The organism is Pseudomonas sp. DWP2-2, from assembly GCF_049897065.1.
Classification (GTDB): Bacteria; Pseudomonadota; Gammaproteobacteria; order Pseudomonadales; family Pseudomonadaceae; genus Aquipseudomonas; species Aquipseudomonas paracarnis.
In genome coordinates this window covers 142,416-168,218 of sequence record NZ_JAFCVN010000005.1, presented here as the reverse complement: position 1 = coordinate 168,218, position 25,803 = coordinate 142,416, and the positions used below count along the sequence as shown (strand labels likewise).

20 protein-coding genes and 2 pseudogenes are annotated in these 25,803 nt (G+C 62.0%); 17 read left to right on the top strand and 5 right to left on the bottom strand.

Annotation, left to right across the window (positions count from 1 at the left end; all coding sequences use genetic code 11):
- Positions 1–51 precede the first annotated feature (51 nt).
- From ACP7CZ_RS13460 to ACP7CZ_RS13445, 4 genes and pseudogenes are all read left to right on the top strand, one after another.
- The gene (locus ACP7CZ_RS13460; RefSeq protein WP_003176750.1) at positions 52–531 is read left to right on the top strand and encodes an RNA pyrophosphohydrolase; all 480 of its coding nucleotides are present in this window, start codon (positions 52–54) and stop codon (positions 529–531) included.
- Positions 532–553: 22 nt separating this feature from the next.
- Entirely contained in the window at positions 554–2,833 is a 2,280-nt protein-coding gene (gene ptsP / locus ACP7CZ_RS13455; protein WP_426174456.1) for a phosphoenolpyruvate--protein phosphotransferase, read from the top strand.
- Positions 2,834–2,978: 145 nt separating this feature from the next.
- Positions 2,979–3,116 (top strand): annotated as a pseudogene (locus ACP7CZ_RS13450) (hypothetical protein); the annotation flags it as partial.
- Between the two features lie 133 nt (positions 3,117–3,249).
- Positions 3,250–3,399: pseudogene (locus ACP7CZ_RS13445) on the top strand (hypothetical protein); the annotation flags it as partial.
- 98 nt (positions 3,400–3,497) lie between these two features.
- Here ACP7CZ_RS13445 and ACP7CZ_RS13440 read toward each other — a convergent pair.
- Positions 3,498–4,244: an NRDE family protein gene (locus ACP7CZ_RS13440; protein WP_060763936.1), complete on the bottom strand. Its 747-nt coding sequence runs from the start codon at positions 4,242–4,244 to the stop codon at positions 3,498–3,500.
- A gap of 216 nt (positions 4,245–4,460) precedes the next feature.
- Between ACP7CZ_RS13440 and lgt the strand changes: the two genes are divergently transcribed.
- Positions 4,461–5,273: a prolipoprotein diacylglyceryl transferase gene (gene lgt / locus ACP7CZ_RS13435; RefSeq protein WP_294195455.1), complete on the top strand. Its 813-nt coding sequence runs from the start codon at positions 4,461–4,463 to the stop codon at positions 5,271–5,273.
- A gap of 51 nt (positions 5,274–5,324) precedes the next feature.
- Positions 5,325–6,158: a thymidylate synthase gene (locus tag ACP7CZ_RS13430; protein ID WP_005792328.1), complete on the top strand. Its 834-nt coding sequence runs from the start codon at positions 5,325–5,327 to the stop codon at positions 6,156–6,158.
- Between the two features lie 130 nt (positions 6,159–6,288).
- Here ACP7CZ_RS13430 and cadR read toward each other — a convergent pair whose 3' ends face one another.
- Positions 6,289–6,729, bottom strand: coding sequence for a Cd(II)/Pb(II)-responsive transcriptional regulator (gene cadR, locus ACP7CZ_RS13425; RefSeq protein WP_003195185.1), 441 nt, complete (start codon positions 6,727–6,729; stop codon positions 6,289–6,291).
- An 85-nt stretch (positions 6,730–6,814) separates the two neighbouring features.
- Between cadR and ACP7CZ_RS13420 the strand changes: the two genes are divergently transcribed.
- The 6 genes from ACP7CZ_RS13420 to ACP7CZ_RS13395 all read left to right on the top strand — a co-directional run bounded on the left by ACP7CZ_RS13420 (position 6,815) and on the right by ACP7CZ_RS13395 (position 15,303).
- Positions 6,815–9,133 carry a heavy metal translocating P-type ATPase gene (locus ACP7CZ_RS13420; RefSeq protein WP_236452453.1) on the top strand — a complete coding sequence of 773 codons (2,319 nt, stop codon included), beginning with the start codon at positions 6,815–6,817 and terminating at the stop codon, positions 9,131–9,133.
- Positions 9,134–9,149: 16 nt separating this feature from the next.
- Positions 9,150–10,013 carry a LysR family transcriptional regulator gene (locus ACP7CZ_RS13415; RefSeq protein WP_054917036.1) on the top strand — a complete coding sequence of 288 codons (864 nt, stop codon included), beginning with the start codon at positions 9,150–9,152 and terminating at the stop codon, positions 10,011–10,013.
- Positions 10,014–10,237: 224 nt separating this feature from the next.
- Positions 10,238–11,302 (top strand): putative 2-aminoethylphosphonate ABC transporter ATP-binding protein, encoded by a 1,065-nt coding sequence (locus ACP7CZ_RS13410; RefSeq protein WP_236452451.1) that lies wholly within the window; start codon positions 10,238–10,240, stop codon positions 11,300–11,302.
- A 1-nt stretch (position 11,303) separates the two neighbouring features.
- Positions 11,304–13,016, top strand: a complete 1,713-nt coding sequence (locus ACP7CZ_RS13405) for a putative 2-aminoethylphosphonate ABC transporter permease subunit (RefSeq protein WP_294195462.1) — start codon at positions 11,304–11,306, stop codon at positions 13,014–13,016.
- 22 nt (positions 13,017–13,038) lie between these two features.
- Positions 13,039–14,052 (top strand): putative 2-aminoethylphosphonate ABC transporter substrate-binding protein, encoded by a 1,014-nt coding sequence (locus ACP7CZ_RS13400; RefSeq protein WP_294195463.1) that lies wholly within the window; start codon positions 13,039–13,041, stop codon positions 14,050–14,052.
- A gap of 123 nt (positions 14,053–14,175) precedes the next feature.
- Positions 14,176–15,303, top strand: a complete 1,128-nt coding sequence (locus tag ACP7CZ_RS13395) for a TIGR03364 family FAD-dependent oxidoreductase (protein WP_054917032.1) — start codon at positions 14,176–14,178, stop codon at positions 15,301–15,303.
- A 29-nt stretch (positions 15,304–15,332) separates the two neighbouring features.
- On the opposite strand, the gene ACP7CZ_RS13390 is transcribed toward ACP7CZ_RS13395, so the two are convergent.
- A complete protein-coding gene (locus ACP7CZ_RS13390; RefSeq protein ID WP_294195465.1) occupies positions 15,333–16,700 on the bottom strand; it encodes a DUF3482 domain-containing protein in 1,368 nt (455 codons plus the stop codon).
- A complete protein-coding gene (locus tag ACP7CZ_RS13385) occupies positions 16,693–18,072 on the bottom strand; it encodes a DUF2868 domain-containing protein (RefSeq protein ID WP_200649212.1) in 1,380 nt (459 codons plus the stop codon). Before ACP7CZ_RS13385 ends, ACP7CZ_RS13390 begins: the two co-directional genes overlap by 8 nt.
- Before the next feature lie 69 nt (positions 18,073–18,141).
- Here ACP7CZ_RS13385 and ACP7CZ_RS13380 point away from each other — a divergent pair, with 69 nt between their 5' ends.
- Positions 18,142–18,654: a dihydrofolate reductase gene (locus tag ACP7CZ_RS13380; protein ID WP_054898689.1), complete on the top strand. Its 513-nt coding sequence runs from the start codon at positions 18,142–18,144 to the stop codon at positions 18,652–18,654.
- 112 nt (positions 18,655–18,766) lie between these two features.
- Here ACP7CZ_RS13380 and ACP7CZ_RS13375 read toward each other — a convergent pair whose 3' ends face one another.
- Positions 18,767–20,158: an L-cystine transporter gene (locus tag ACP7CZ_RS13375; RefSeq protein ID WP_054917031.1), complete on the bottom strand. Its 1,392-nt coding sequence runs from the start codon at positions 20,156–20,158 to the stop codon at positions 18,767–18,769.
- Positions 20,159–20,400: 242 nt separating this feature from the next.
- Between ACP7CZ_RS13375 and ACP7CZ_RS13370 the strand changes: the two genes are divergently transcribed.
- The 4 genes from ACP7CZ_RS13370 (at position 20,401) to ACP7CZ_RS13355 (ending at position 25,725) form a co-directional block, all read left to right on the top strand.
- A complete protein-coding gene (locus ACP7CZ_RS13370; RefSeq protein ID WP_054898691.1) occupies positions 20,401–21,462 on the top strand; it encodes a hypothetical protein in 1,062 nt (353 codons plus the stop codon).
- 214 nt (positions 21,463–21,676) lie between these two features.
- Entirely contained in the window at positions 21,677–22,210 is a 534-nt protein-coding gene (locus ACP7CZ_RS13365) for an RNA polymerase sigma factor (RefSeq protein ID WP_034128963.1), read from the top strand.
- On the top strand, positions 22,207–23,154 hold the full coding sequence (locus tag ACP7CZ_RS13360; RefSeq protein ID WP_054917027.1) for a FecR family protein: 948 nt from the start codon (positions 22,207–22,209) through the stop codon (positions 23,152–23,154). Before ACP7CZ_RS13365 ends, ACP7CZ_RS13360 begins: the two co-directional genes overlap by 4 nt.
- Before the next feature lie 129 nt (positions 23,155–23,283).
- Complete coding sequence (locus tag ACP7CZ_RS13355; protein ID WP_259038946.1) at positions 23,284–25,725, top strand: TonB-dependent siderophore receptor; 2,442 nt, start codon at positions 23,284–23,286, stop codon at positions 25,723–25,725.
- Positions 25,726–25,803: the final 78 nt, after the last annotated feature.

Below are 25,803 nucleotides of genomic sequence, written 5' to 3'. Positions count from 1 at the left end.
GAACAACCTTTGTGGAACAATGCGACGACATGCGTTTGCGAGGTTGTTGCCGTGATCGACCCCGATGGTTTCCGTCCTAATGTCGGCATTATTCTGACGAATGATGCCGGACAGGTGCTATGGGCTCGCCGAATCAACCAAGATGCCTGGCAGTTTCCTCAAGGTGGAATCAACCCCGACGAAACCCCTGAAGACGCCTTGTACCGTGAGTTGAACGAAGAAGTCGGCCTTGAGCGCGAAGATGTGCAAATTCTGGCCTGTACCCGTGGCTGGTTGCGCTATCGTTTGCCGCAACGCCTGGTGCGTACCCACAGCCAACCGCTGTGCATCGGCCAGAAGCAGAAATGGTTTCTTTTGCGCCTGATCTCCAACGAGCAGCGGGTGCGGATGGATTTGACCGGTAAACCGGAGTTCGATGGCTGGCGCTGGGTCAGCTATTGGTATCCGTTGGGCCAGGTGGTGACATTCAAGCGCGAGGTTTATCGTCGCGCTCTCAAAGAGCTTGCCCCGCGCCTTTTAGCGCGCGACTGACGACGGAGTTCGACCCCGAGCCATGCTCAATACGCTGCGCAAGATCGTCCAGGAAGTTAACTCCGCCAAGGATCTCAAGGCGGCGTTGGGGATTATTGTGTTGCGCGTCAAGGAAGCCATGGGCAGCCAGGTCTGCTCGGTTTACCTGCTGGACCCCGAGACCAACCGTTTTGTGCTGATGGCCACGGAGGGCTTGAACAAGCGCTCCATCGGCAAGGTCAGCATGGCGCCCAATGAAGGTCTGGTGGGCCTGGTGGGGACGCGTGAAGAACCCCTGAACCTCGAGAACGCGGCCGATCACCCGCGTTATCGCTACTTTGCCGAAACCGGCGAAGAGCGCTACGCCTCGTTCCTTGGTGCGCCGATCATTCACCACCGCCGCGTTGTCGGCGTGTTGGTTATCCAGCAAAAAGAGCGTCGCCAGTTCGACGAAGGCGAAGAAGCCTTCCTGGTGACCATGAGCGCGCAACTGGCCGGGGTTATCGCCCACGCCGAAGCGACCGGCTCGATTCGCGGCCTGGGGCGCCAGGGCAAGGGCATCCAGGAAGCCAAGTTCGTCGGCGTACCGGGTTCGCCAGGCGCCGCGGTGGGTACCGCGGTGGTCATGCTGCCGCCAGCCGACCTCGATGTGGTGCCGGACAAGAGCGTCAGTGACATCGACGCCGAGATCAAACTGTTCAGGACCGCCCTCGAAGGCGTGCGCGCCGACATGCGCAACCTGTCGACCAAGCTGGCCACCCAGTTGCGCCCCGAAGAGCGTGCGCTGTTCGACGTGTACCAGATGATGCTCGACGACGCGTCCCTGGGTAACGAAGTCAAGACCGTGATCAAGACCGGCCAGTGGGCCCAGGGCGCGTTGCGCCAGGTGGTCACCGATCACGTCAACCGTTTCGAAATGATGGACGACGCCTACCTGCGCGAGCGGGCATCGGATGTGCGCGACCTGGGGCGCCGTCTGTTGGCGTACCTGCAGGAAGACCGCAGCACCAACATGGTCTTCCCCGATAACACCATCCTGGTCAGTGAAGAATTGACCGCCACCCAGCTTGGCGAAGTGCCTGAAGGCAAGCTGGTAGGCCTGGTCTCGGTATTGGGTTCGGGTAACTCCCACGTGGCGATCCTGGCCCGGGCCATGGGTATCCCGACGGTGATGGGCCTGGTGGACCTGCCGTACTCCAAGGTCGATGGCATCGACATGATCGTCGACGGGCATCGCGGCGAGGTGTTCACCAACCCCAGCGACGTGCTGCGCAAGCAATACGCCGAGGTGGTGGAAGAAGAGAAGCAACTGGCCCAGGGCCTGGATTCGCTGCGCGAGCTGCCGTGTGTCACCCCCGACGGCCACCGCGTACCGCTGCTGGTCAACACCGGCCTGCTGGCGGATGTAGCCCGTGCGCAACAACGCGGCGCCGAAGGGGTGGGTCTGTACCGCACCGAAGTGCCGTTCATGATCAACCAGCGTTTCCCGAGCGAGAAGGAGCAGCTGGCGATTTATCGCGAGCAACTGCAAGCCTTCCACCCGTTACCGGTGACGATGCGCAGCCTGGATATTGGCGGCGACAAGTCACTGTCCTATTTCCCGATCAAGGAAGACAACCCCTTCCTTGGCTGGCGCGGTATTCGCGTTACCCTCGACCATCCCGAAATCTTCCTCGTCCAGACCCGTGCCATGCTCAAGGCCAGCGAGGGCTTGAACAACCTGCGTATCCTGCTGCCGATGATCTCCGGCACCCATGAACTGGAAGAAGCCCTGCACCTGATCCACCGCGCCTGGGGCGAAGTGCGCGACGAAGGCGCCGATGTGCCGATGCCGCCGATTGGCGTGATGATCGAAATCCCTGCGGCGGTGTACCAGGCCAAGGAACTGGCGCGGCAGGTGGACTTCCTGTCGGTAGGCTCCAACGACCTGACCCAGTACCTGCTGGCCGTGGACCGTAACAACCCACGGGTGGCCGACCTCTACGACTACCTGCACCCGGCGGTGCTGCAAGCGCTACAACACGTAGTGCGCGACGCCCATGCCGAAGGCAAGCCGGTGAGTATCTGCGGCGAAATGGCCGGTGACCCGGCGGCGGCGGTGCTGTTGATGGCGATGGGCTTTGACAGCCTGTCGATGAACGCCACCAACTTGCCGAAAGTGAAGTGGATGCTGCGCCAGGTGGAATTGAGCAGGGCCAAGGATTTGCTCGCCGAGTTGATGACTATCGACAACCCGCAAGTTATCCACAGCTCGCTGCAATTGGCGCTGAAAAACCTGGGGTTGACCCGGATGATCAACCCGGCCTCGGCCAAGACCCTGTAGGAGCGAGCTTCTAGCAGATCGTTCCCGCGCTCTGCGTGGGAATGCAGCCCTGGACGCTCCGCGTCGGCTTTTAGAGCGTGACGCAGAGCGTCACAAGAGGCGTTTCCCACGCAGAGCGTGGGAACGATCAATGCGCCAGGTGGAATTGAGCAGGGCCAAGGATTTGCTCGCCGAGTTGATGACCATCGACAACCCGCAGGTTATCCACATCTCGCTGCAATTGGCGCTGAAAAACCTGGGGTTGACCCGGATGATCAACCCGGCCTCGGCCAAAACCCTGTAGGAGCGAGCTTCTAGCAGATCGTTCCCGCGCTCTGCGTGGGAATGCAGCCCTGGGACGCTCCGCGTCGGCTTTTAGAGCGTGACGCAGAGCGTCACAAGAGGCGTTCCCACGCAGAGCGTGGGAACGATCAATGCGCCAGGTGGAATTGAGCAGGGCCAAGGATTTGCTCGCCGAGTTGATGACCATCGACAACCCGCAAGTTATCCACAGCTCGCTGCAATTGGCGCTGAAAAATCTGGGGTTGACCCGGATGATCAACCCGGCCTCGGCCAAAACCCTTTAGACCGAGGCGCCTTCATCGCAGGCAAGCCAGCTCCCACCTGTGGAATGCATTCCCCTGTGGGAGCTGGCTTGCCTGCGATAGCGGTGGTCCAAGCAGCGCTAAAACATCAGGTCCACCTCACCCAGCCGCCCCCCGTGCGGGCCAAAGCTGCGCTCCAGCATCCGCCGCGTCCCATCGGCATTCACGATCAGCGCTGTGCTCGCCCGTGTCCCATAACTGGGGCTGGCGATAAACACGCTCGACAGCAGGCTTTCGGTCGCCAGGCCTACGCCGGTGTCCGGCAGCTCAGCAAACGGCGCGGTCTGCGGGTCGCTGAGAATTCCCAGCAGTGCCTCAGGCTCGGGGTTTTCCAGCACGGCGCTGAACGCTGCTTTGGCCTTCACCAGCTTCGGCCATGGCGTATCCAGCCCGGCATTGGATAACCCGTACACCCCAGCCTTCAATCGCGTCGGCTCGGTATCATTGGCGTTGTAGTGCCACAGCTCATCCCGCGTGCCCACCAGCAGGTTGAACCCGGCATATTCAATCGAGCGGCCATTTACATCGGCCAAATAATCGTCGATCGGCAGCGAACCGCTGAGAAACCGCGCAACCAGTTCGCCGCGAGACTTGCGTGCCGGTGGCTGGTGCGGGTCGCGGATGTTGGTCAAGGCGGCAAAGCGCCCATCCGCGTTCACCCCCAGCCAGGTGCCCCCGGCCTCCTGATCGCGACCGGCATAGACCTGGGGCGCATCCGCCCACTGGGCCAGCGGCAGGCTGGGGCGGGCGTAGAACTCATCGCGGTTGGCCGCAACGATCAGCGGTTGGGCATGGCCCGGTCGCCAGGCGAAAACAATCAGGCACATCGGGTGACCCCTTTTGTGTTTTTGCCACTCTACCCACAGACGCGCCGGTGTTCCATCGTCTCGAAGTTGGGCCGCGCACCTCTGATCCGTTAACATGCCGGGCTGTTTGGTGTGTATGTGAACTTCTTAATTTGATCTCGCAGCTGTAACGCAGGCTTAATCGCACATCGGCATGGTCCGGTGCGTCATGACTAAATGTTTTAACGAGGAGTCGCAATGCTGCCTTACCCGCAGATCGACCCGGTGGCCCTGGCCATCGGTCCGCTGAAAATCCATTGGTACGGGTTGATGTACCTGATCGGCATCGGCGGTGCCTGGCTGCTGGCTTCCCGGCGCCTGAACCGTTTCGACCCGACCTGGACCAAGGAGAAGCTCTCCGACATGGTGTTCTGGATGTCGATGGGCGTGATCGTCGGCGGGCGCCTGGGGTATGTGCTGTTCTACGACCTGTCTGCGTATCTCGCCAACCCGACCCTGATCTTCGAAGTGTGGAAGGGCGGCATGGCGTTCCACGGCGGGTTTATCGGCGTGATGATCGCCGCCTGGTGGTTTGGTCGGCGCAATGGCAAGTCGTTCTTCCAACTGATGGACTTCGTCGCACCCTTCGTGCCGATCGGCCTGGGCGCCGGGCGCATTGGTAACTTTATCAACGCCGAGTTGTGGGGCAAGCCGACCGACGTACCGTGGGCGATGGTGTTCCCGCCGTTCAGCGACCCGGCGCAATTGCCGCGCCACCCGTCGCAGCTGTACCAGTTCGCGTTGGAAGGTGTGGCGCTGTTCCTTATTCTCTATATCTTCTCGCGCAAGCCACGCCCAACCATGGCCGTGTCGGGCATGTTCGCGCTGTTCTACGGGATTTTCCGCTTTATCGTCGAATTCGTACGGGTACCGGATGCGCAGTTGGGCTACCTGGCGTGGGGCTGGCTGACCATGGGTCAGGTGCTTAGCCTGCCGATGATCCTGTCGGGCCTGGGCATGCTGTGGTGGGCGTACAATCGCCCGCAGCCGCTGAAGAACGCCGCGCTTTAAATTCGAATGCCAAGACCAGGAGGTCTTGGCTTCAACGATACGGGTAAAAACATGAAGCAATATCTCGAACTGCTGCACGACGTCGTGACCAATGGCCTGACCAAGGGCGACCGCACCGGCACCGGCACCAAGGCCGTGTTCGCTCGTCAATATCGGCATAACCTGGCCGACGGCTTCCCGCTGCTGACCACCAAGAAGCTGCACTTCAAAAGCATCGCCAACGAACTGATCTGGATGTTGAGCGGCAACACCAACATCAAGTGGCTCAACGAAAATGGCGTGAAGATTTGGGATGAGTGGGCCACCGAAGACGGCGACCTGGGGCCGGTCTACGGCGAGCAGTGGACCGCCTGGCCGACCAAGGACGGCGGCACGATCAACCAGATCGACTACATGGTGCACACGCTCAAGACCAACCCCAACAGCCGTCGCATCCTGTTCCACGGCTGGAACGTCGAATACCTGCCGGACGAAACCCAGAGCCCGCAGGAAAACGCGCGTAACGGCAAGCAAGCCTTGCCGCCGTGCCATTTGCTTTACCAGGCGTTCGTGCATGACGGCCATCTGTCGATGCAGCTGTATATCCGCAGCTCCGACGTGTTCCTGGGCCTGCCGTACAACACTGCCGCGCTGGCGTTGCTGACCCACATGCTGGCCCAGCAGTGCGATTTGATCCCCCACGAGATCATCGTCACCACCGGCGACACCCACGCCTACAGCAACCACATGGAACAGATCCAGACCCAGTTGGCGCGTACGCCGAAAAAACTGCCGGAACTGGTGATCAAGCGTAAGCCTGCGTCGATCTATGACTATAAGTTCGAAGACTTCGAAATCGTGGGTTACGACGCCGACCCAAGCATCAAGGCCGACGTGGCGATCTAAAGCCTTACTCGGTGAAAAACTGTGGGAGCTGGCTTGCCTGCGATAGCGCAGTGTCAGGCGACATTAATGTCGCTGGCCCACCGCCATCACAGGCAAGCCAGCTCCCACATGGGTTTGGTGTTCACCTGAGTTAATGGCCGTGGCTTCTGCCCACATGCGAAGGCTCGGCCTCGCTGGCCGCAATCCCGCCGCTGACTTCCAACTGCTGCAAGATCCCGCACTGGTTCCCACCGCCGCAACGTTGGCGCAGGTCCAGCAGTTGTTCCTGTAAGGCCAACAACCCGTCGATCCGCGCTTTCACATGGTGGATATGCTCGTCGATCAAGGCATTCACGCTTTCGCATTGGTCCTGGGGGCTGTCGCGCAGCCCCAGCAGGCTGCGGATTTCTTCGAGGGTCATGTCCAGGCTGCGGCAGTTGCGGATAAAGGTCAGCCGTTCGGTATGCGCCTGGGTGTATACGCGGTAGTTGCCGTCGGTGCGTGCCGGGGGCGGCAGCAGGTTTTCCTTCTCGTAATAACGGATGGTTTCCACCGGGCAATCGGTGAGTTTGGCCAGTTCGCCGATCTTCATCGCAGCAATCTCCAAATGGGTGCTTGACCCTATAGTGGCTACAGGGTCTTTACTTGGCAACAGGCACCTTTACGGACGCGACCTGATGAGCCACTCCATTCACACCCCGCACAAGCACGACCACCCGCACGATCATGATCACGACCATGCTCATGACCACGGCCACCCGCATGAGCATGGCCACGATCACAAACATGATCATGCCCCGGCGAAACTCACGCCTGTGGATAGCCACGGTCACTCCGGCTCCTGCTGCTCCGGCGCTGCCGGGCCTGCCATCGTGACCCTGAGCGAGGCGCCCACCGCCGGCTCGCGCCTGAGCACCTTCCGCATCGAAGCCATGGACTGCCCCACCGAGCAGACGCTGATCCAGAACAAGCTGGGTAAGCTCGCTGGCGTGCAGCAACTGGAATTCAACCTGATCAACCGCATCCTCGGCGTCACCCATGACCTGCCGAACACGGCGCCGATCATCGCGGCGATCAAGTCCATCGGTATGCAGGCCGACCCTATAGAGGAAGGCAGCCCCGCCGCCGCGCCGCCCGCCAAGAAGCACTGGTGGCCACTGGCACTCTCGGGCGTGGGCGCTCTGGGTGCCGAAGTGCTGCACTTCACGGGCGTGGCACCGACCTGGGTGATCGCGCTGGTTGCGCTGGTGTCGATCCTCAGCGGCGGTTTGACCACCTACAAAAAGGGCTGGATCGCCCTGAAAAACCTTAACTTGAACATCAACGCGCTGATGAGCATCGCCGTGACCGGCGCCATCCTGATTGGTCAGTGGCCGGAAGCGGCGATGGTGATGTTCCTGTTTACCGTGGCCGAGTTGATCGAGGCCAAGTCCCTGGACCGGGCGCGCAATGCCATCAGCGGCTTGATGCAGATGACCCCGGAGCAGGCGACCGTGCGCCAGGCCGACGGTTCATGGCTGGAACAGGAAGTCAAAAGTATAGAACTGGGCGCAATCGTGCGGGTAAAACCTGGCGAGCGTATTGGTCTGGACGGTGAAGTCACCGCCGGTCAGTCCACTATCGACCAGGCGCCGATCACCGGGGAAAGCCTGCCGATTGAAAAGACTGTGGGCGATAAAGTCTTCGCCGGCACCATCAACCAGGCCGGTTCCCTGGAATACAAGGTCACTGCAGCGGCCAACAACTCGACCCTGGCGCGAATCATCCACGCGGTGGAACAGGCCCAGGGTGCGCGTGCTCCGACCCAGCGCTTTGTCGACAGTTTCTCCAGGGTCTACACCCCGGCAGTGTTCCTGTTTGCCCTGGGTGTGGCGGTGATCCCGCCGCTGTTCATGGCGGGCGTGTGGTTCGACTGGATCTACCGCGCCCTTGTGCTGCTGGTGGTGGCCTGCCCTTGTGCCCTGGTGATCTCGACCCCGGTGACTATCGTCAGCGGTCTGGCCGCCGCAGCGCGCAAAGGCATCCTGATCAAGGGCGGCGTTTACCTGGAGGGCGGCTACAAGCTCGACTACCTGGCCCTCGACAAGACCGGCACCATCACCCACGGCAAACCGGTGCAAACCGATTACCTGCCGCTGTTCCCGAATCTCGAAGACAGCGCGCCGGCCTTGGCTGCCAGCTTGGCATCGCGTTCCGATCACCCGGTCTCCCTGGCGATTGCCAACGCGGCTGTGGATAAAAACCTGTCGACTCACGCTGTGGATAACTTCGAGGCCCTGGCCGGGCGCGGTGTGCGCGGCGACATCAACGGCCAGACCTATCACCTGGGCAACCACCGCCTGGTGGAAGACCTGGGCTTGTGCTCAGAGGCGTTGGAAGAAAAACTCTTCGCCCTGGAAAAACAAGGCAAGTCCGTCGTGCTGCTGCTGGACAAGTCCGGCCCCCTGGCGCTGTTTGCCGTGGCCGACACGGTCAAGGACAGTAGCCGCGAAGCCATTCAGCAACTGCACGACCTGGGCATCAAGACCCTGATGCTCACCGGTGACAACACCCACACCGCCCAGGCCATTGCAGCCCAGGTCGGTATCGACCAGGCCCAGGGCGACCTGTTGCCCACCGACAAGCTGCAAGCCATCGAAACCCTCTACGGCCAGGGCCATAGGGTGGGCATGGTCGGTGATGGCATCAACGACGCCCCGGCCCTGGCCCGTGCCGAGATCGGCTTCGCCATGGCCGCGGCGGGCACCGACACCGCCATCGAAACCGCCGACGTGGCGTTGATGGATGATGATTTGCGCAAGATTCCGGCTTTCATTCGGCTGTCGCGGCAAACGTCGAGTATCCTCAAGCAGAACATCGCCCTGGCGCTGGTGATCAAGGCGATCTTCCTGGCCGTCACGTTTATGGGCATGGCGACCATGTGGATGGCGGTCTTCGCCGACATGGGCGTGAGCCTGCTGGTGGTGTTCAATGGCCTGCGCCTGGTGCGCAAATAGTGGATGAGAGGGTGGTGTGCTGAGTGCTGAGTTAAAGGCGTTTTTCATGGTCGCCCGGCTGGGCAGCATTACCCAGGCGGCGAAGAAACTCGGCTTGAGCCAGCCCACGGTGACCACCCAGATTCGCAACCTCGAAGGCCACTACGGCGTCGAGTTGTTCTACCGTGGCGGCCGCCGCCTCACCGTCAGCGACGAGGGCGCGCGGCTGTTGCCGATGGTCAAGGCGCTGTTGCAGCAGGAAGCGGATATCGAGTTTTTCCTGCGCAACAACGGCCAGGTCCAGGGTGCGCTGAGAATTGCCGCAACGGCGCCGTATTACATCCTCGATCTGGTCAAAGCCTTTCGCGAGCGCCTGCCCCAGGTGGACGTGTCGGTGGAAATCGGCAACTCCCAGCAGGTGCTTGAGGCGCTGGACGATTACCGCGTCGATGTCGCGGCCTCATCGCAATTGCTGGAAGACGCCCGGCTGATCCGCCGCGTGCTGGGCACCGACCCGCTGGTGCTGGCGGTGCACCGCAATCACCCGTTGGCCAAGCTCGATCACGTAACGTTGAGCGCGCTAGTCGGGCATACCTTGCTGATGCGTGAAGCGGGCTCCACTACCCGCAGGCTGACGGAAGAGATGTTGAAGAATGCGGGCGTCGGATATGGCCCGTTGTTGGAGATTGGCAGCCGTGAGTCGATTCGCGAGGCGGTGCTGCGCAACATCGGCATTAGCATCATCGCCCGCCAGGAAGTGCCCCATGACCCGCAGTTGCGCGTGCTGACCATCGAGAATGCACCGCAGATTCCGGAGTATCTGTATTGCCTCAAGGAGCGCAAAGGGGCGCGCCTGCCGGCGGCGTTCCTTGGCCTGGCACAGGAAATGTCACCCCTCTGATCGTTCCCACGCTCCGCGTGGGAACGCCGCCCAGGACGCTCCGCGTCCGTGACGCGGAGCGTCACTAGAGACATTCCCACGCAGAGCGTGGGAACGGTCATGATAGCGGTCGTGAGTCCTACACAAATCCACCAATACCACTATCACCTCTTTTTGCCTTTCTGCCACACCCGCTACGCATTGCCCTCCTAGCATGGCCTTCATCCGTTCGATGAGGTGCCACCATGCACACAGCCCTGACCCAACCCGGCGCACCGATGAAAGTGCGCGCAATCCAGAAACGCTTTGGCGCCTTCACCGCGCTGGACAACGTCTCCCTGGACGTCGCCGCCGGCGAGCTGGTGTGTCTGCTGGGCCCTTCCGGCTGCGGCAAGACCACACTGCTGCGCTGCATCGCCGGCCTGGAGCGCCAGGACAGCGGTGAGCTTTACCTGGGCGAGCGGGACGTGTCCTTGCTGCCACCCCAGGCGCGGGACTACGGCATCCTGTTCCAGTCCTATGCGTTGTTTCCCAACCTCAGCGTTGAAGCGAACATCGGCTACGGCCTCACCGGCAGCGGCCGCGATGAAGTGCGCAAGCGGGTCGCGCAGATGCTCGAACTGGTCGGCCTGATGGGCAGCGAAAAGAAGTACCCCGGCCAACTCTCCGGCGGCCAGCAACAGCGCGTCGCCCTGGCCCGCGCACTGGCGCCGGCGCCGTCGTTATTGCTGTTGGATGAGCCGATGTCGGCCCTCGATGCCCGGGTACGCGAGCACCTGTGCACCGAACTGCGCCAACTGCAGCGGCGCCTGGGCATCACCACCTTGATGGTGACGCACAACCAGGACGAAGCCATGTTGATGGCCGACCGCATTGCCGTGATGAACAACGGCAAGGTCGAGCAGTACGCCACGCCCCAGGAAATCTATGACCGCCCGGCCACGCCGTTCGTGGCGGAGTTTGTCGGCCAGGGCAACTGGTTGCCGTTCAGCCGTAACAGCGCCAGCCATGCTCAGGTGGGTGGGTTGAACATGCGCCTGGCTGAGGACGCCGGTGTCGCCCAGTCCGGCCGCTTGTTCTGCCGCCCGGAAGCCATTTGCGTCAACCCACCGGTGCATGAAGAAAACCTGTTCCCGGCCAAGGTTCGCGAGATCACCTTTCTCGGCAACCGCTGCCGCATGAGCTTTGAGCTGGAACAATTGCCGGGCCATCCGTTGCTGGCTGAACTGGCGCCGGAAGCGATGCCGCGCCTGGGCGCCCAGGACATCTGGGTGGCGTTGCCGCCGCGCAGCCTGCAGGTGTTTGCCTGAGATGGGGGCTGTGATGACATTGCCGGTCCTGCGTCAGGTATCACGCGCCGAGTGGGGCGACCGCCTCTTCGTGGTCGGCGGCAAGTGGCTCTGGCTGGGCCTGTTAGTGGTGGCGGTGCTGTTGCCGCTGTTGGCGATCTTCTGGCGCGGCTTCAGCATCGAAGCCGGGCAGGGCGGTGGCCTGGTAGCCGCTCGCGAACTGCTGAGCAGCGCCAACTTTCACTGGTTGCTGGGCAATAGCCTGAAAGTTTCCCTCAGCGTGGCGGCCATCGTCGTGCCGCTGGCCTACTTGTTTGCCTATGCCCTGCAACGCACGCTGATCCCCGGCAAGTCCATCTGGCGCGGCCTGTCATTGCTGCCATTGATGGCGCCGTCGATGCTGCCAGGTATTGCCCTGGTTTATCTGTTCGGCAACCAGGGCCTGCTGCGCGGCTTGTTCTCGGAAAATATCTACGGCTTCTGGGGCATTGTGCTCGGTGAGGTGATCTACACCTTTCCCCATGCCTTGATGATTTTGCTGTCGGCGTTGTCCTTGGCGGATGCACGCTTGTTTGACGCTGCTTCGAGCATGGGCGCTAGCCCGGCACGGGCGTTTCGCAGCATTACCTGGCCAGCCACGCGCCAGGCGGTGTTCGCCGCTTTCTGCCTGGTGTTCACCCTGACCATCACCGACTTCGGAGTACCGGTGGTGGTGGGCGGCGATTATCAGGTGCTGGCGCTGGAAGCCTACAAGGCGGTGGTGGGCCAGCAACAGTTCGGTCGCGGCGCGTTGATCGGCATGGTGTTGCTGCTGCCGGCGCTGTTCAGCTTTGGCGTGGATGCGTGGTTGCGCCGTCGGCATGGCGACGCGATGAGCGGCCGCGCCCAGGTGTTCCAGCCAGCGCCATCGCGGCTGCGCGACGGGTGCTACCTGGCCGTCGTACTGCTGATTTGCGCGGCGTTGCTGCTGGTGTTCGGCATGGCGGTGTACTCCTCGCTGGTGAAATTCTGGCCGTACAACCTGTCGCTGTCGCTCAACCACTACCAATTCGAAGACACCGCCGGCGGCGGCTGGCTGGCCTATCGCAACAGCCTGACCATGGCGCTGTGCACGGCGTTGATCGGCAGCGTGCTGATTTTCACCGGTGCCTACCTGATGGAAAAGACCAAGGGCCAGAAGAACCTCAACCTGGCGCTGCGCATGCTCAGCTTCGTGCCGATGGCCGTGCCGGGCCTGGTCCTGGGGCTGGGCTACGTGTTCTTCTTCAACCTCAACGGCAACCCGTTGCATGTGTTGTACGGCAGCATGGCGTTGCTGGTGGTGTGCACCATTGCGCACTACCTGACCACCGCGCAGATGACTGCAACCACCGCCTTGCGCCAGTTGGACGCCGAGTTCGAAGCCGCCGCGTTGTCCCTCAAGGCACCGTTGTACCGCCATTATCTGCGCGTCACGGTGCCGATCTGTCTGCCGGCGCTGCTGGACATCCTGCGCTACCTGTTTGTCTCGGCGATGACCACCGTCTCCGCCGCGATCTTCCTCTACAGCCCCGACACCATCCTCGCCGCCGTCGCCGTGCTGAACATGGACGACGCCGGCAATGTGGGGGGCGCGGCGGCCATGTCGACCCTGATCCTGTTCACCTCGGCCAGCGTCTCGCTGCTGCTGGCGTGGGCTTCACGTGGCGCGCTGCGCCGCTCCCAAGCCTGGCGCCAGCGCGCACCTGGCCAATAAACATCCCTGAAGGAGGTGCTCCATGTTCAAGCCCCTGGCGCTGGTCGCTGCAGTCCTCACGGCATTCAGTCTGAATGCCTTCGCCAAGACCGAGTTGACCGTGTACACGGCCCTTGAAGCCGAGCAATTGAAGACCTACAAAAAAGCTTTCGAACAGGCCAACCCCGACGTCGAGATCAAGTGGGTGCGCGACTCCACCGGCATCATCACCGCCAAACTGCTGGCCGAGAAAGACCGCCCCCAGGCTGACGTAGTGTGGGGCCTGGCCGCCTCCAGCCTGGCGATCCTCGATCAGCAAGGCATGCTCGAGAACTACGCGCCCAAGGACCTGGACAAGATCGGCAAGCATTACCGCGACGCCGCCAACCCTCCGGCCTGGGTGGGCATGGACGTGTGGGCCGCCACCCTCTGCTTCAACACCGTCGAAGCCGAGAAGCAGGGCCTCACCAAACCGGTGAGCTGGCAGGACCTGACCAAGCCCGAATACAAGGGCAAGATCGTGATGCCTAACCCGGCGTCTTCAGGCACCGGCTTCCTGGATGTCAGCGCCTGGCTCCAGACCTTCGGCGAGAAGCAAGGCTGGCTGTACATGGACGACCTGCACCGGAACATCGGCCAGTACGTTCACTCCGGCTCCAAGCCGTGCAAGCTGGCGGCGTCCGGTGAGTTCCCGATTGGCATTTCCTTCGAATACCCGGCGGTTCAGCTCAAACGCCAGGGCGCGCCGCTGGAGATCATCCTGCCCAAAGAGGGCCTGGGCTGGGAGATCGAAGCCACCGCTGTGATCAAGGGCACTGCCCATGCCGACGCGGCGAAAAAACTCGCCGACTTCTCTGCCAGCACCGCGGCGATGGACCTGTACAAGGAAAACTTCGCCGTGCTCGCGCAACCGGGTATCGCCAAGCCGCAGACCGAATTGCCGGCGGACTATGAGCAACGGTTGATCAAGAACGACTTTGTCTGGGCTTCCAGGAACCGTGACAGCATCCTGGCCGAATGGCGTAAGCGTTATGACGGTAAGTCGGAAAAACAGTAACCGATCGTTCCCACGCTCGGCGTGGTAACGCCGCTCTGGACGCTCCGCGTCCGCTTTTAAAGGTCGTGACGCGGAGCGTCACCGGATGAATTCCCACGCGGAGCGCGGGAACCAGAGGACAGTATGAGTAGTGATCTGTTAGTCGTCGGCGCCGGCATCCTCGGCCTCTCCCACGCCTATGCCGCCGCCAGGCGCGGCCTCAAGGTCAAGGTGTTCGAGCGCAGCGCCACGCCATTGGGCGCCTCAGTGCGCAACTTCGGCCAGGCACTGGTCACCGGTCAACCACCAGGGCCAATGCTGGACCTAGCGCGGGAAAGCCGCGAAATCTGGGGCCAGTGGGCGCAAGCGGCGGGCCTGGCGCTCAAGCGCAATGGCTCCTACCTGTTCGCCCGCACCGAAGCCGAAGAACATCTGCTCGAAGCCTTCTGCGCCGGGCGCGCGCGGGAGCACGGCTACAACGTCGAGCTGCTGCAGGGCGCTGCCATGAACGACCTGTACGCCGGCCAGTTCCGCCATCACCGCGCCGCCCTGCATGGCAAGGATGACCAGCAGTTGTACTCCCGCGAGGCGATCCCGGCGCTGATCCATTACCTGAGCCAGCACTTGCACGTGGAGTTTCACTTCTCCACGCTGGTACGTGACGTAGAGCCGGGCCAGCTGCACAGCACGGCCGGCAGCTTTCGCGGGGAGCAGATCGTTGTCTGTTCAGGCCACGACTATCAGACCCTGCTGGCCGAATCCATCGCCCCGCTCAACCCGCACACCTGCCGCCTGCAAATGCTGCGTGCGCGGCCGGTGCTTAATCTGAACCTGCAACACGCGCTGCTCACCGGCTTGAGTTGCGTGCATTACGGCGCTTTCGCCGACCTGCCGGAAGCCGCTGTGGTCCAGGCGCAGATTCTGCGCGAAACGCCACATCTGCAGGAACACGGCATTCATCTGCTGATCAGCCCCACGCCCCATGGCGAGCTGATCATCGGCGACTCCCACCATTACGACAGCGACCCGTCGCCCTTCAATGCCGAGCAGATCGATGACTGGATGATCGAGCTGGCGCAGCAGACCCTGGGGTGCAACATCCAGGTGGTCGAGCGCTGGCAAGGCGTCTACGGCGCTCGCGGCCCCGGGCCGTTTTCGTTTGTGCAGGCGGCACCTGGCGTCAGCGCTGCCTTGATGCACACCGGCGTAGGGATGAGCGTGGGGCCGGCCATGGCCGAGCGCAATATCCGCAGGTTATGGGGAGAAGCGTGATGAACCCGGAACAGGCAGGCATTGGCGGTTCAGGTCTGGTCCAGGCGTTGGGCCAGGGCTTCAACCTGCTCTTGGCGCTCGGCCTGGCTTAGTTTCGCGTGGGGGTTGAGGGATGACCATTGCGGATAGGCGCGGGCTTTGTTCAAGGCGTCGGGCAGTTTGCCCTCGCGCCAGGTTTTGTCCTGGGGCGTATCGACCTTGATGCTGTGCATTGCCGCATGGCCGCGCAGGTTCAGGGCCTTGAGCAACTGGCGCTGGCGCAGGGCTAGCAGGCGCAGCACGCTGTCGTCGACGGTCAGCTCGCGCTGGCCCTTGATCTTGCCGAGCAGGCGACTGCCGTAGCTGCGTGCGGTTTGCAGGGCGCCACCGGCGATAGCGCCTGCCAGGGCCGCGGCGCCAAGGGTCAGGCCGCCGACCAGTAGATCCACGCCAGCACCGGCAGCGGCTCCGGCAGCTATCCCGCCGCCGACCCGCACGCCAAGTTGCTTGAGGGTTTCGGGGTTGAACAAGTCATCGCCCCAGCGACCGTCGAGCAGCGGCAGGTCGCTGGCCGCCGCGTCCTGTGGGCGAAAGCCGAACAGTTTGAGCAGGGCTTCAACGCACTTTTGTTCGCGTTGGCGCACGGCCTTGCGTAAGTCGCTGACGGCTTGGGGCTCATTCTCGGTTGTCACACTGCGACGGCAGGCCGCGCAGTCGATCAACAGTTCGGCGATCAAGCGGGCGGCGCTTTGCTGGCGAGCCTGGCGCTGGGCTTCTTGATCGAGGATCAGGCGTTCCAACTGCGGCCGTGAGTTTTCCAGCAGCAGGGCCAGGCTTTCATACAGCCGGCGTTCGCCGTCTTCGGGCGGTGCCACGCTGTCAAAACGCACCAGCGCATGCAGGCCGAGGCGGGCCAGGGCTTCGCGCCAGTCCGGTTCACGGTGGTCGCTGCTGCTGACAAAGTTGAGCACCGGCAACAACGGCTTGCCGCAACTGGCCAGCACTTGCAGTTCGTCGCGGTACTTGGCCAGCACCGGCTCGCGAGCGTCGATCACGTACAGGCCGGCATCGGAGGCCAGCAACTGGCGCAGCACCTTGGCTTCCTGTTCGAAACGCTGGCTTGCCTCGCTGCCTTCCAGGAAACGCGCCAGCTGCGCAGGGCCATCCAGGCGTTCGCCGGGGCGGTCGAGGCGTTCCAGGTAATCGAGCAGGGCGATGGCGTCTTCCAGGCCGGGAGTGTCGTACAGCTCCAGCAAAGCTTCGCCATCTACCGATAGGCGTGCACCTTCCACGTGCCGCGTGGTGCTGGGGCGATGGGACACTTCGCCAAAGCCGACATCGCGGGTGAGGGTGCGCAACAATGAGGTTTTGCCCACGTTGGTATGGCCGACCACGGCGAGTTTCAGCGGTTTAGTCATGACCTGTCTCCAGCCAAGTGAGCGGCGCGCAATCGGCAAACGACACTTCAAGCTGTTGCAACGCGGCATGCCAGTCGCCCAGGCGCTCGGCGTCCAGCGCCTGGCCCGGTGGTGCCTGCAGCAGCCATACGCGAGTGTCGGTGGCGCTGCGTGCCAGCTCGGCGATCAGTGCCAGGCTGCCACGGTCGGGCGAGCGGCGCGGGTCACAGGCGATGGCCAGGCGCGCGGGTGGGAAACGGCTGAGTTGCTCCAGCAGTTTGTTGCGTGATTCGCGGCTGTCGAGGATGCCGGCGTTCTTGACGTTGGCAGGCAGTTTGGGGGGCCAAGGGTGTTGGTCGTCGAGTTCGATGGCGACCAGCAAGGCGCCATCACTCTCCAGCTCACTTGCGCCGCCGCTGATCGAGTGCAGGTGATCGGGCGCCACATCGTTGACCCCCAGGCGCTCGCTGCTGGGCATCAGGCGTTCGCGCAGTTGGGCGTAGCCGGGCAGGTTGAGGTCCAGGTGCAACGCTGCGCGCCCGCGTTTCCATCGCCACAGGCACAGCAAGGCAAGGATCAACCGCGGCAGCAGACCGTAGACCAGCAACACGCCCACCAGCCAGGCCGCCCAGGCCTGGCGGGCGCTTTCGATATTCAGCGCGGAGTCGCCGCTGGCGCGGATCATCTCCACGGTGGGCACATTGAAACCGAGCAGAGCCGGGAGTGTGCCAAGGGCCTGGGTCACGGCGACAAAGGTATCGGCGCCGAGAATGGTGGTTTCCCACACAAACCCATAGCGGCGGGTGGCGAGCAGAGTCAGTAGGATCACCAGGGCGCTGAGCAAGGCCAGCAACCACAAGCTGTTGACCAGCACACCCACCGCCCAGCGATTGAGTTTTTGCCGTTGCAGCAACAGCAACAACGCCGGGGCCAGTTGCGCGGCCTTGGCGTCACGGGCCAGTTTCTCGCTGAGCCACAACCACAGCCGGCCAAGGCTGGCGCTGTGTTCGCCGGCAAACAACAGGCCCAGGGCCCAACTGATCAGCAAGATCAGGTTCAGGCCGAGCAGGCTGCCCAAGGCCCAGAACACATTCACCGGGGCCAGGCCATTACCCAGCGCGGCGAACGCCAAACCGGCGCCGCTGATGACGGCGACCGCCGCCAGTAACAACAGCGCCAGGCGTGCGCCTTGCAGCCAGCGGCTGAGCGCGGCGGCCAAACCATCGCGCTCGGCCAGGTGCAGCGCACGCTGCTGGATGCGCGTGGCCAGGTCGCCCCCGGCGGTGCGGGCCAAGCGGTTGGCTTCCAGGTCTTCCAGGGGGCCGGCGTGTTCTTCGCGCAGGCGCACGGTTTCTGTCAGCCAAAGTCTGTGCAGCGGGTTCAGTGCAGTCACGCGCCGTCCTGTCGTGTTGATGAGGTTGGAGCATAACCGCTGGCTCGCCGCTCTGGTATTCTCGTCGCCATGAAAAAAACTCTCCCTTTAAGCCTGATCGCAGCCCTCGGTGAAAACCGTGTGATCGGCGTCGACAACAGCATGCCCTGGCATTTGCCGGGGGATTTCAAATATTTCAAAGCCACCACCCTTGGCAAGCCGATCATCATGGGGCGCAAGACCTGGGACTCCCTGGGCCGACCGCTGCCGGGGCGCTTGAACCTGGTGGTCAGCCGTCAGACCGATCTTGTGCTGGAAGGTGCGGAAGTTTTTCCTTCACTGGGTGCAGCGGTCGAGCGCGCTGAGGAATGGGCCAAGGCGCAAGGCGTGGACGAGCTGATGCTGATTGGCGGCGCGCAGTTGTATGCGCAGGGGCTGGAACAGGCCGATCGCTTGTACCTGACCCGCGTGGCGCTGAGCCCGGGAGGGGATGCGTGGTTTCCGCAGTTTGATGGGAACCAGTGGAAGCTGGTGTCGAATGTCGAAAATCCGGCTGAAGGTGATAAGCCGGCCTACAACTTCGAGGTGTGGGAGCGCAACTAGTGTAGGAGCGAGCTTGCTCGCGAAGATCGTCAACGATGACGCGTGCATTCTGAATGAACGCGGCGCCCTCAGGTTCTTCGCGAGCAAGCTCGCTCCTACAGGTTATAAGCCTTTATGCCTGCGCCAGTTCGGCATGCTCATCGGCATCCAGCAACGCTTTATCCGTCTGCCCCATGATCTGGCTGGTAATCGCCCCCGCCGTCATCGAACCATTGACGTTCAACGCCGTACGGCCCATGTCGATCAGCGGCTCCACGGAAATCAACAGCGCCACCAGTGACACCGGCAAGCCCATGGCCGGCAGCACGATCAGCGCGGCAAAGGTCGCACCGCCGCCCACGCCGGCAACGCCCGCCGAACTCAAGGTCACTATCGCCACCAGGGTCGCGATCCACAGCGGATCCAACGGGTTGATGCCCACAGTCGGCGCGACCATCACCGCCAACATCGCAGGGTAAAGACCGGCACAACCGTTCTGGCCGATGGTCGCGCCAAACGAGGCGGCGAAGCCGGCGATGGATTGCGGGATGCCCAGGCGACGGGTCTGCGCTTCAATGCTCAGCGGGATGCTTGCAGCGCTGGAGCGGCTGGTGAAGGCGAAAGTCAGCACCGGCCACACCTTGCGGAAGAAGCGCAGCGGGTTGATCCCGGCCAAGGACAGCAGCAGGCCGTGCACCACGAACATCAGGCCCAGGGCCAGGTACGACACCACCACGAAACTGCCCAGCTTGATGATGTCTTGCAGGTTGGAACCGGCGACCACTTTGGTCATCAGCGCCAGCACACCGTAGGGGGTCAGCTTCATCACCAGGCGCACCAGGCGCATCACCCAGGCTTGCAGGGTGTCGATGGCGTTAAGGACTTTCTGGCCTTTTTCCACGTCGTCCTTGAGCAGTTGCAGCGCGGCAACCCCAAGGAACGCGGCGAAAATCACCACGCTGATGATCGACGTCGGCTTGGCCCGGGCCAGGTCGGCGAACGGGTTGGCCGGTACGAACGACAGCAGCAACTGCGGGATATTCAGGTCGGCAACCTTGCCCGCGTAATCACTCTGGATCACTTGCAGGCGCGCCATTTCCTGGGTGCCGGCCACCAGGCCTTCGGCAGTGAGGCCGAACAGGTTGGTCAGGCCGATGCCGATCAGGGCCGCGATGGCCGTGGTGAACAGCAGCGTGCCGATGGTCAGGAAGCTGATCTTGCCCAGGGACGAGGCGTTGTGCAGGCGTGCCACGGCACTGAGGATCGAGGCGAATACCAGCGGGATCACGATCATTTGCAGCAGCTGCACATAGCCGTTGCCGACCAGGTCAAACCAGCCGATCGAAGCTTTGAGCACCGGGTTGCCGTCGCCGTAGATCGTATGCAACGCCGCACCGAACAGCACGCCAAGCACCAGGGCGAACAGCACCTTCTTGGCGAGGCTCCAGTTTGTACGGCGGGTTTGTGCCAGGCCCAGCAACAGGGCCACGAACACCAATAAATTGAGAATCAGGGGCAGATTCATTGAAGCTCCGTTGAGAAGGCAGCCAATCGCGTGAGCCTGCGATTGCGAACCGGGAAGCCTAACAGCTTGAAATATATTGATTTAATACCAATATGGAATGGCGACTGTCGTTTTTGGAATAAGCGTTTGACGCCCAGGCGTATGCGCTTGGCGCAATCGCGACGTCAGCGGTCGCGCTCGGGCGATAAGTGTCATACGGATTTGTTAGCGTCGATGTCTTTCACTTGAGGGAGACAACGCCTATGAAGCTCGCGCCGAAACTACTGTTATCCGCCGCCTTTTGCCTCGGGCTCGCCAGCCAGGCGTTTGCCGCCACCGAGTTGAAACACTGGCCGGCACCTGCCGCCAAACAACTCAATGAAATGATCGCCGCCAACGCCAACAAGGGTAACTACGCGGTGTTCGATATGGACAACACCAGTTACCGCTACGACCTTGAAGAGTCCTTGCTGCCGTTCATGGAAAACAAGGGCCTGATCACCCGCGAGACCATGGACCCTTCGCTCAAGCTTATCCCCTTCAAAGACACCGCCGACCATAAGGAAAGTCTGTTCAGCTACTACTATCGCCTGTGTGAAGTCGACGACATGGTCTGCTACCCCTGGGTTGCGCAGATTTTTTCCGGCTTCACCCTCAAGGAACTCAAAGTGCAGGTCGACGAGCTTATGGCCTCCGGCAAGCCCGTGCCGGTCAGCTATTTCGAAGGCGACGTGGTGAAAAAATCCGAGGTACAGCCGCCAAAAGTCTTCACCGGCCAGGCCGAGCTGTACAACAAACTGATGGAAAACGGCATCGAGGTATATGTGATGACCGCCGCGTCCGAGGAGTTGGTGCGCATGGTCGCGGCTGATCCGAAGTACGGCTACAACGTCAAACCCCAGAACGTCATCGGCGTGACCACCTTGCTCAAGGATCGCAAGACCGGCGAGCTGACCACCGCACGCAAACAGATCACTGCCGGCAAGTATGACGAGAAGAGCAACCTCGGCCTGGAACTGACCCCCTACCTGTGGACCCCGGCGACCTGGATGGCCGGCAAGCACGCGGCGATCCTCACCTACATCGACGAATGGAAAAAACCAGTGATTGTCGGCGGTGACACACCGACCAGCGACGGCTACATGCTGTTCCACGATGTGGACGTGGCCAAGGGCGGCGTCCACCTGTGGATCAACCGCAAAGACAAGTACATGACCCAGCTCAACGGCATGATCGCCAAGCACGCGGCGGCGCAAGCCAAGGAAGGGCTGCCGGTGACGGCGGACAAGAACTGGGTGATCGTCAAGCCGGAAGAGATCCAGTAAGACCGAGTCACCTGCATCGCAGACAAGCCAGCTTCCACCGTCGACCGCATTCTCATGTTGGGGCGCGGTCAACTGTGGGAGCGGGCTTGCCCGCGAAGGCGGTCTTAAGAACACCGCAGACTCAAAGGCAAAAATAGATATCAATTGCGAACTAATCTCATTCTTTGCTAGCGTGCGCACTCCCTGAACCGTCCGTTCTTCTCAAGGTAGTGCTGTGTCCTCCTGGAATACGCAGATCGCGCGCCTGTTCGCGGAGCAGAAGAAAGCCCTCGAAGCCTTCGTCACGCGCCGCACCGGCAGCGCCCAGGTGGCTGCCGACCTGACCCAGGAATCCTTCCTGCGCCTGGCGCGCCTGGAGTCCGGCGAGAAGATCGATAACCTACCCGCGTTCCTCTTCACCATTGCCAGCAACCTGGTGCGCGACCACCAGCGCCAGGCTATCCGCCGCGAGCGTCTGGATGCCGGCGCACCGAGCGAAGAACTGCCCTGCAGCAACCCCGGTGCCGACGAACAACTGGCCGCCTATCAGCAGGAGCAACTGATGCAGGATGCGATCCTGGGCCTGCCCGAGGCGACTCGGCAGATCTTCCTGCTCTATCATGTCGACGAGCTTTCCTACCGCGAGATTGGCGAACGCCTGTCGATCAGCCCGCGCAGTGTGGAATACCAATTGCGTCGCGCCTTGATTGAATGCCGTGGGTACATCAAGACGCGCCTAGCCTGCGATGCACAAGGACGTCGGTCATGACTGCCCTGCCTACTGCTGATGTGTTGTTCGAAGAGGCGTCCGGCTGGTATTTCCGCCTGCACGCCGAGGACTTGACCCCGGCTGAAATGGACGCCTTTGCTGCGTGGCTCGGTCAGGGCCAGGCGCAGGATGATGCCTGGCAGGAAGTGCAGGCGATGCTCGGTGGCCTGCGTGAGCCGGCGCGCGTCATTCGCCGTGCCGAGCAGGCCACCTGGCGTAAACCGCTGCGGCGCTGGGCGTATGCGGCTGCCGTGTTGCTGGCCGTGGGCCTGACCGTGCAGAACACTCCCTGGCTTGACCGCTTGCGCGCCGACTACGCCACCGGCACTGGCGAGTCGCGCAGCATTGAACTGGCCGATGGTTCCCACCTTCAACTCAACACCGACAGTGCGGTGCAAATCCGCATGACTGCGGGTGAGCGGCAGATTCGTTTGCTGCGTGGCGAAGGTTTCTTCGATGTGACCAAGGACCCCGCACGGCCCTTCGTGGTGCAGTCGGGCGACGGCTGGGTGCGAGTGGTCGGCACCCAGTTCAGTGTGGCGCGGCGTGATGACCAGACGCGTGTGCAGGTGGCGCAGGGCAAGGTTGAAGTCAGTGCAGGGAGCGGCACGCCGGTCTATCTGGAACCGGGGCGGGCCGTGGAGTATCAGAGCCGGCACCTTGCACACGTCCACGGTTTCGACCCGGCCAGCGGCTTTGCCTGGCGTCAGCGGCAACTGGTGTTCCGTCAGCAACCTTTGTCGGTGGTGGTCTCTGAACTGAACCGTTACTGGCCCGGCAAGACGCTGGTGCTCGGTGATGCGTTGCGCAGTCGGGTAGTGTCCGGCGTGTTCGAAATCGACAAGCCCGATGCCGTGCTCAAGGCGTTGGAATACACCCTCAACCTGCGTGCCGAGCACTACACCCCGTATTTGCTGGTGTTGCGTGAAGGCAATGCGTCCTGACGGCAATTTCTCAAAATATTTTCAGGGTTTCCCCGCAAGCCATCGTCCTTGATCACTGAGGCGTAAATAGTAAGCACTCTCAAGTAGTGCGGCGCCGATCACAGACTTTTGTACCGGGGAGCACCATTCATGGCACACCGATTCGCCACACGGCCCTTGCTGGCCTTGGCCATTTCCTTGGCCAGCTGTATCGCGCCGTCGTACCTGCAGGCCGCTGAGGCCAAGCAGGCCCAGACCTACCGCTTCGATATTCCCGGGCAGGGCCTGGACGCTGCGCTGGCGGCGTTCTCGGCGGTGACGCGGGTTCAGGTGCTAGTGAATGGGGAGTTGACCCAGGGGGTGATATCGCCGGGTGTGAAGGGCAACCTGGGGCAGCGTGAAGCCTTGGGGCAACTGCTCGGCGGCACGGGACTGAGCGCGGCGTTTATCAATGCCGATACCGTCACCCTGGAAAAACGTGTGGTACCAGGTTCTGCCCTGGAAGTGGGCGCCACCACCATCACGGCCGAACGCCTGGGCGTCACCACCGAAGGCACGGGCTCGTACACCACGGGGGCCGTGACCCTGGGCAAGGGCGAGCAAAAACTCAAGGACATCCCGCAGTCGGTCAGCGTCATGACCCGCAAGCAGATGGATGATCAGAACACCACCAAGCTCTCTGAAGTGGTCAAGCGCACGCCCGGCCTGACAGCGACCAAGTCTCCCGGCTCCGGTATGTTCATCTTCTCCCGTGGCTTCGAGGTTGGCACCCTGCAATACGACGGTGTGGGGATTCCACGTAACACTTACACCTTGGGTAGCTATCTCACCGAAAACATGGCCATTTACGACCGCGTCGAGACGCTGCGCGGCCCGGCCGCCTTGCTGCAAGGTGCCAACAGCCCCGGCGGCACCATGAACCTGGTGCGCAAGCGCGGGCAGCAAGCGCCGACGGCGACCATTACCGCCAAGGCTGGCTCATGGGACCACTACGGCACTCAGGTCGATGTCGGTGGCCCGCTGAACGCCGAAGGCACCTTGCGCGGACGCTTCGTGGCGGATTACGACACCACCGACTCCTTCGTCGACTATGCGGGCGGCTGGAACCAGACGGTTTATGGCGCCGTCGACTACGATTTCACTCCCGACACCACCGTCGGCCTGGGCATCAGTAACCAGAAGGGCCATTCGCGCCCCAACTTCATGTCGTTGCCCCGTTATGCCGACGGCAGTGATATCGGTCTGCCGCGTTCGACATTTGTCGGCGCCAGTTGGAACCGCAGCGTCAACAATCAGACTCAGGTGTTTGCCGACATCGAGCACCGCTTCAACGATAACTGGAAAGTGAAAGCCGCACTGGTAGCCATGGATGAGCACAACGACGCAACCTACCAGGCGACGTGGGACACGGTACCCGTCGGCGGTGGCGCTGTGCCCTATGTGGATTGGATCACCGACTTCAATACCAAGAGCCGCGGCGCGGATGTGTATGTAAACGGCAAGTTTGAGGGGCTGGGCTTCCAGCAGGAAGTGGTGCTGGGCGCCAACTATTCCAAGCTCACCACCGACGACCAGTGGGCACGGGCTTCAAACCCCGGCGCGGATATCTTCAACATCGACCACAACCGCCCACAGCGCGACAAATACCAATTGTTCCAGGAGGGTGCCGCCTCGAAGAGCTGGTATGACATTCGCCAGAAAGGCATCTATGGCACCTGGCGTGTGAAAGTCCTGGACCCGCTGACGTTGATCGTCGGTGCGCGTACCAGTTGGTATGACTATTCCTACATTGGCCAGAGTGGTTTCAAAGGCACATATGGTGCCCCGCAAGACAATACCACCCAGTCCAATGGCAAGGTTACGCCCTACGCCGGCCTGGTCTATGCGCTCAACGAGCAGTGGTCGGCCTACGCCAGCTATGCCGATGCCTTTGAGCCGCAAACCAACCTGACCACCTCCGGCTCCCTGCTCAAGCCTATCGAGGGCAAAAACTACGAGTTGGGCATCAAGGGAGAGCTGGCTGACGGGCGCCTCAATACCTCGTTTGCGATCTTCCGTTACGATCAGGAAAACCGTAGCGTGCAGGACCTGCAAGGGCCAATGAACTGCAATGGTTGGTACTGCTCGGTCGCTTCCGGCAAGGTCCGCAGCCAAGGCTTTGAAGCCACACTCAGTGGTGAGGTGCTGCCAGGCCTGCAGCTGGCCTCCAGCTACACCTACAACACCACTAAATTCCTCAAGGACAATACCTACGAAGGCAAGATTTTCAGCACCTGGACCCCCAAGCACTTGCTCAAGGTCTGGGGCGATTACCAGTTGCCGGGCGATTGGCAGCATTGGAGCGTGGGTGCCGGTGTGACCGCGCAAAGCAGCACCGAAGCCTATGACCGTACGTTCAGCGTGCCGGGCAATGCATTGTGGGATTCGCGGGTGGCCTACAAGATCAACCAGGAATTCACCGTGGCGGCAAACCTGAACAACATGTTCGACAAGAAGTATTACATCCCGGCCTACAACGCGAACTGGGGCAGCAACTACTACGGGGACCCACGCAATGTGATGTTCACCATGACCTATACCCCACAGTTCTAAAGCTTGACGCATCATTGCTGTAGGAGCGAGCTTGCTCGCGAAAAACTCAAAGGCACCGCGTTTATTCAGTAAGTACGC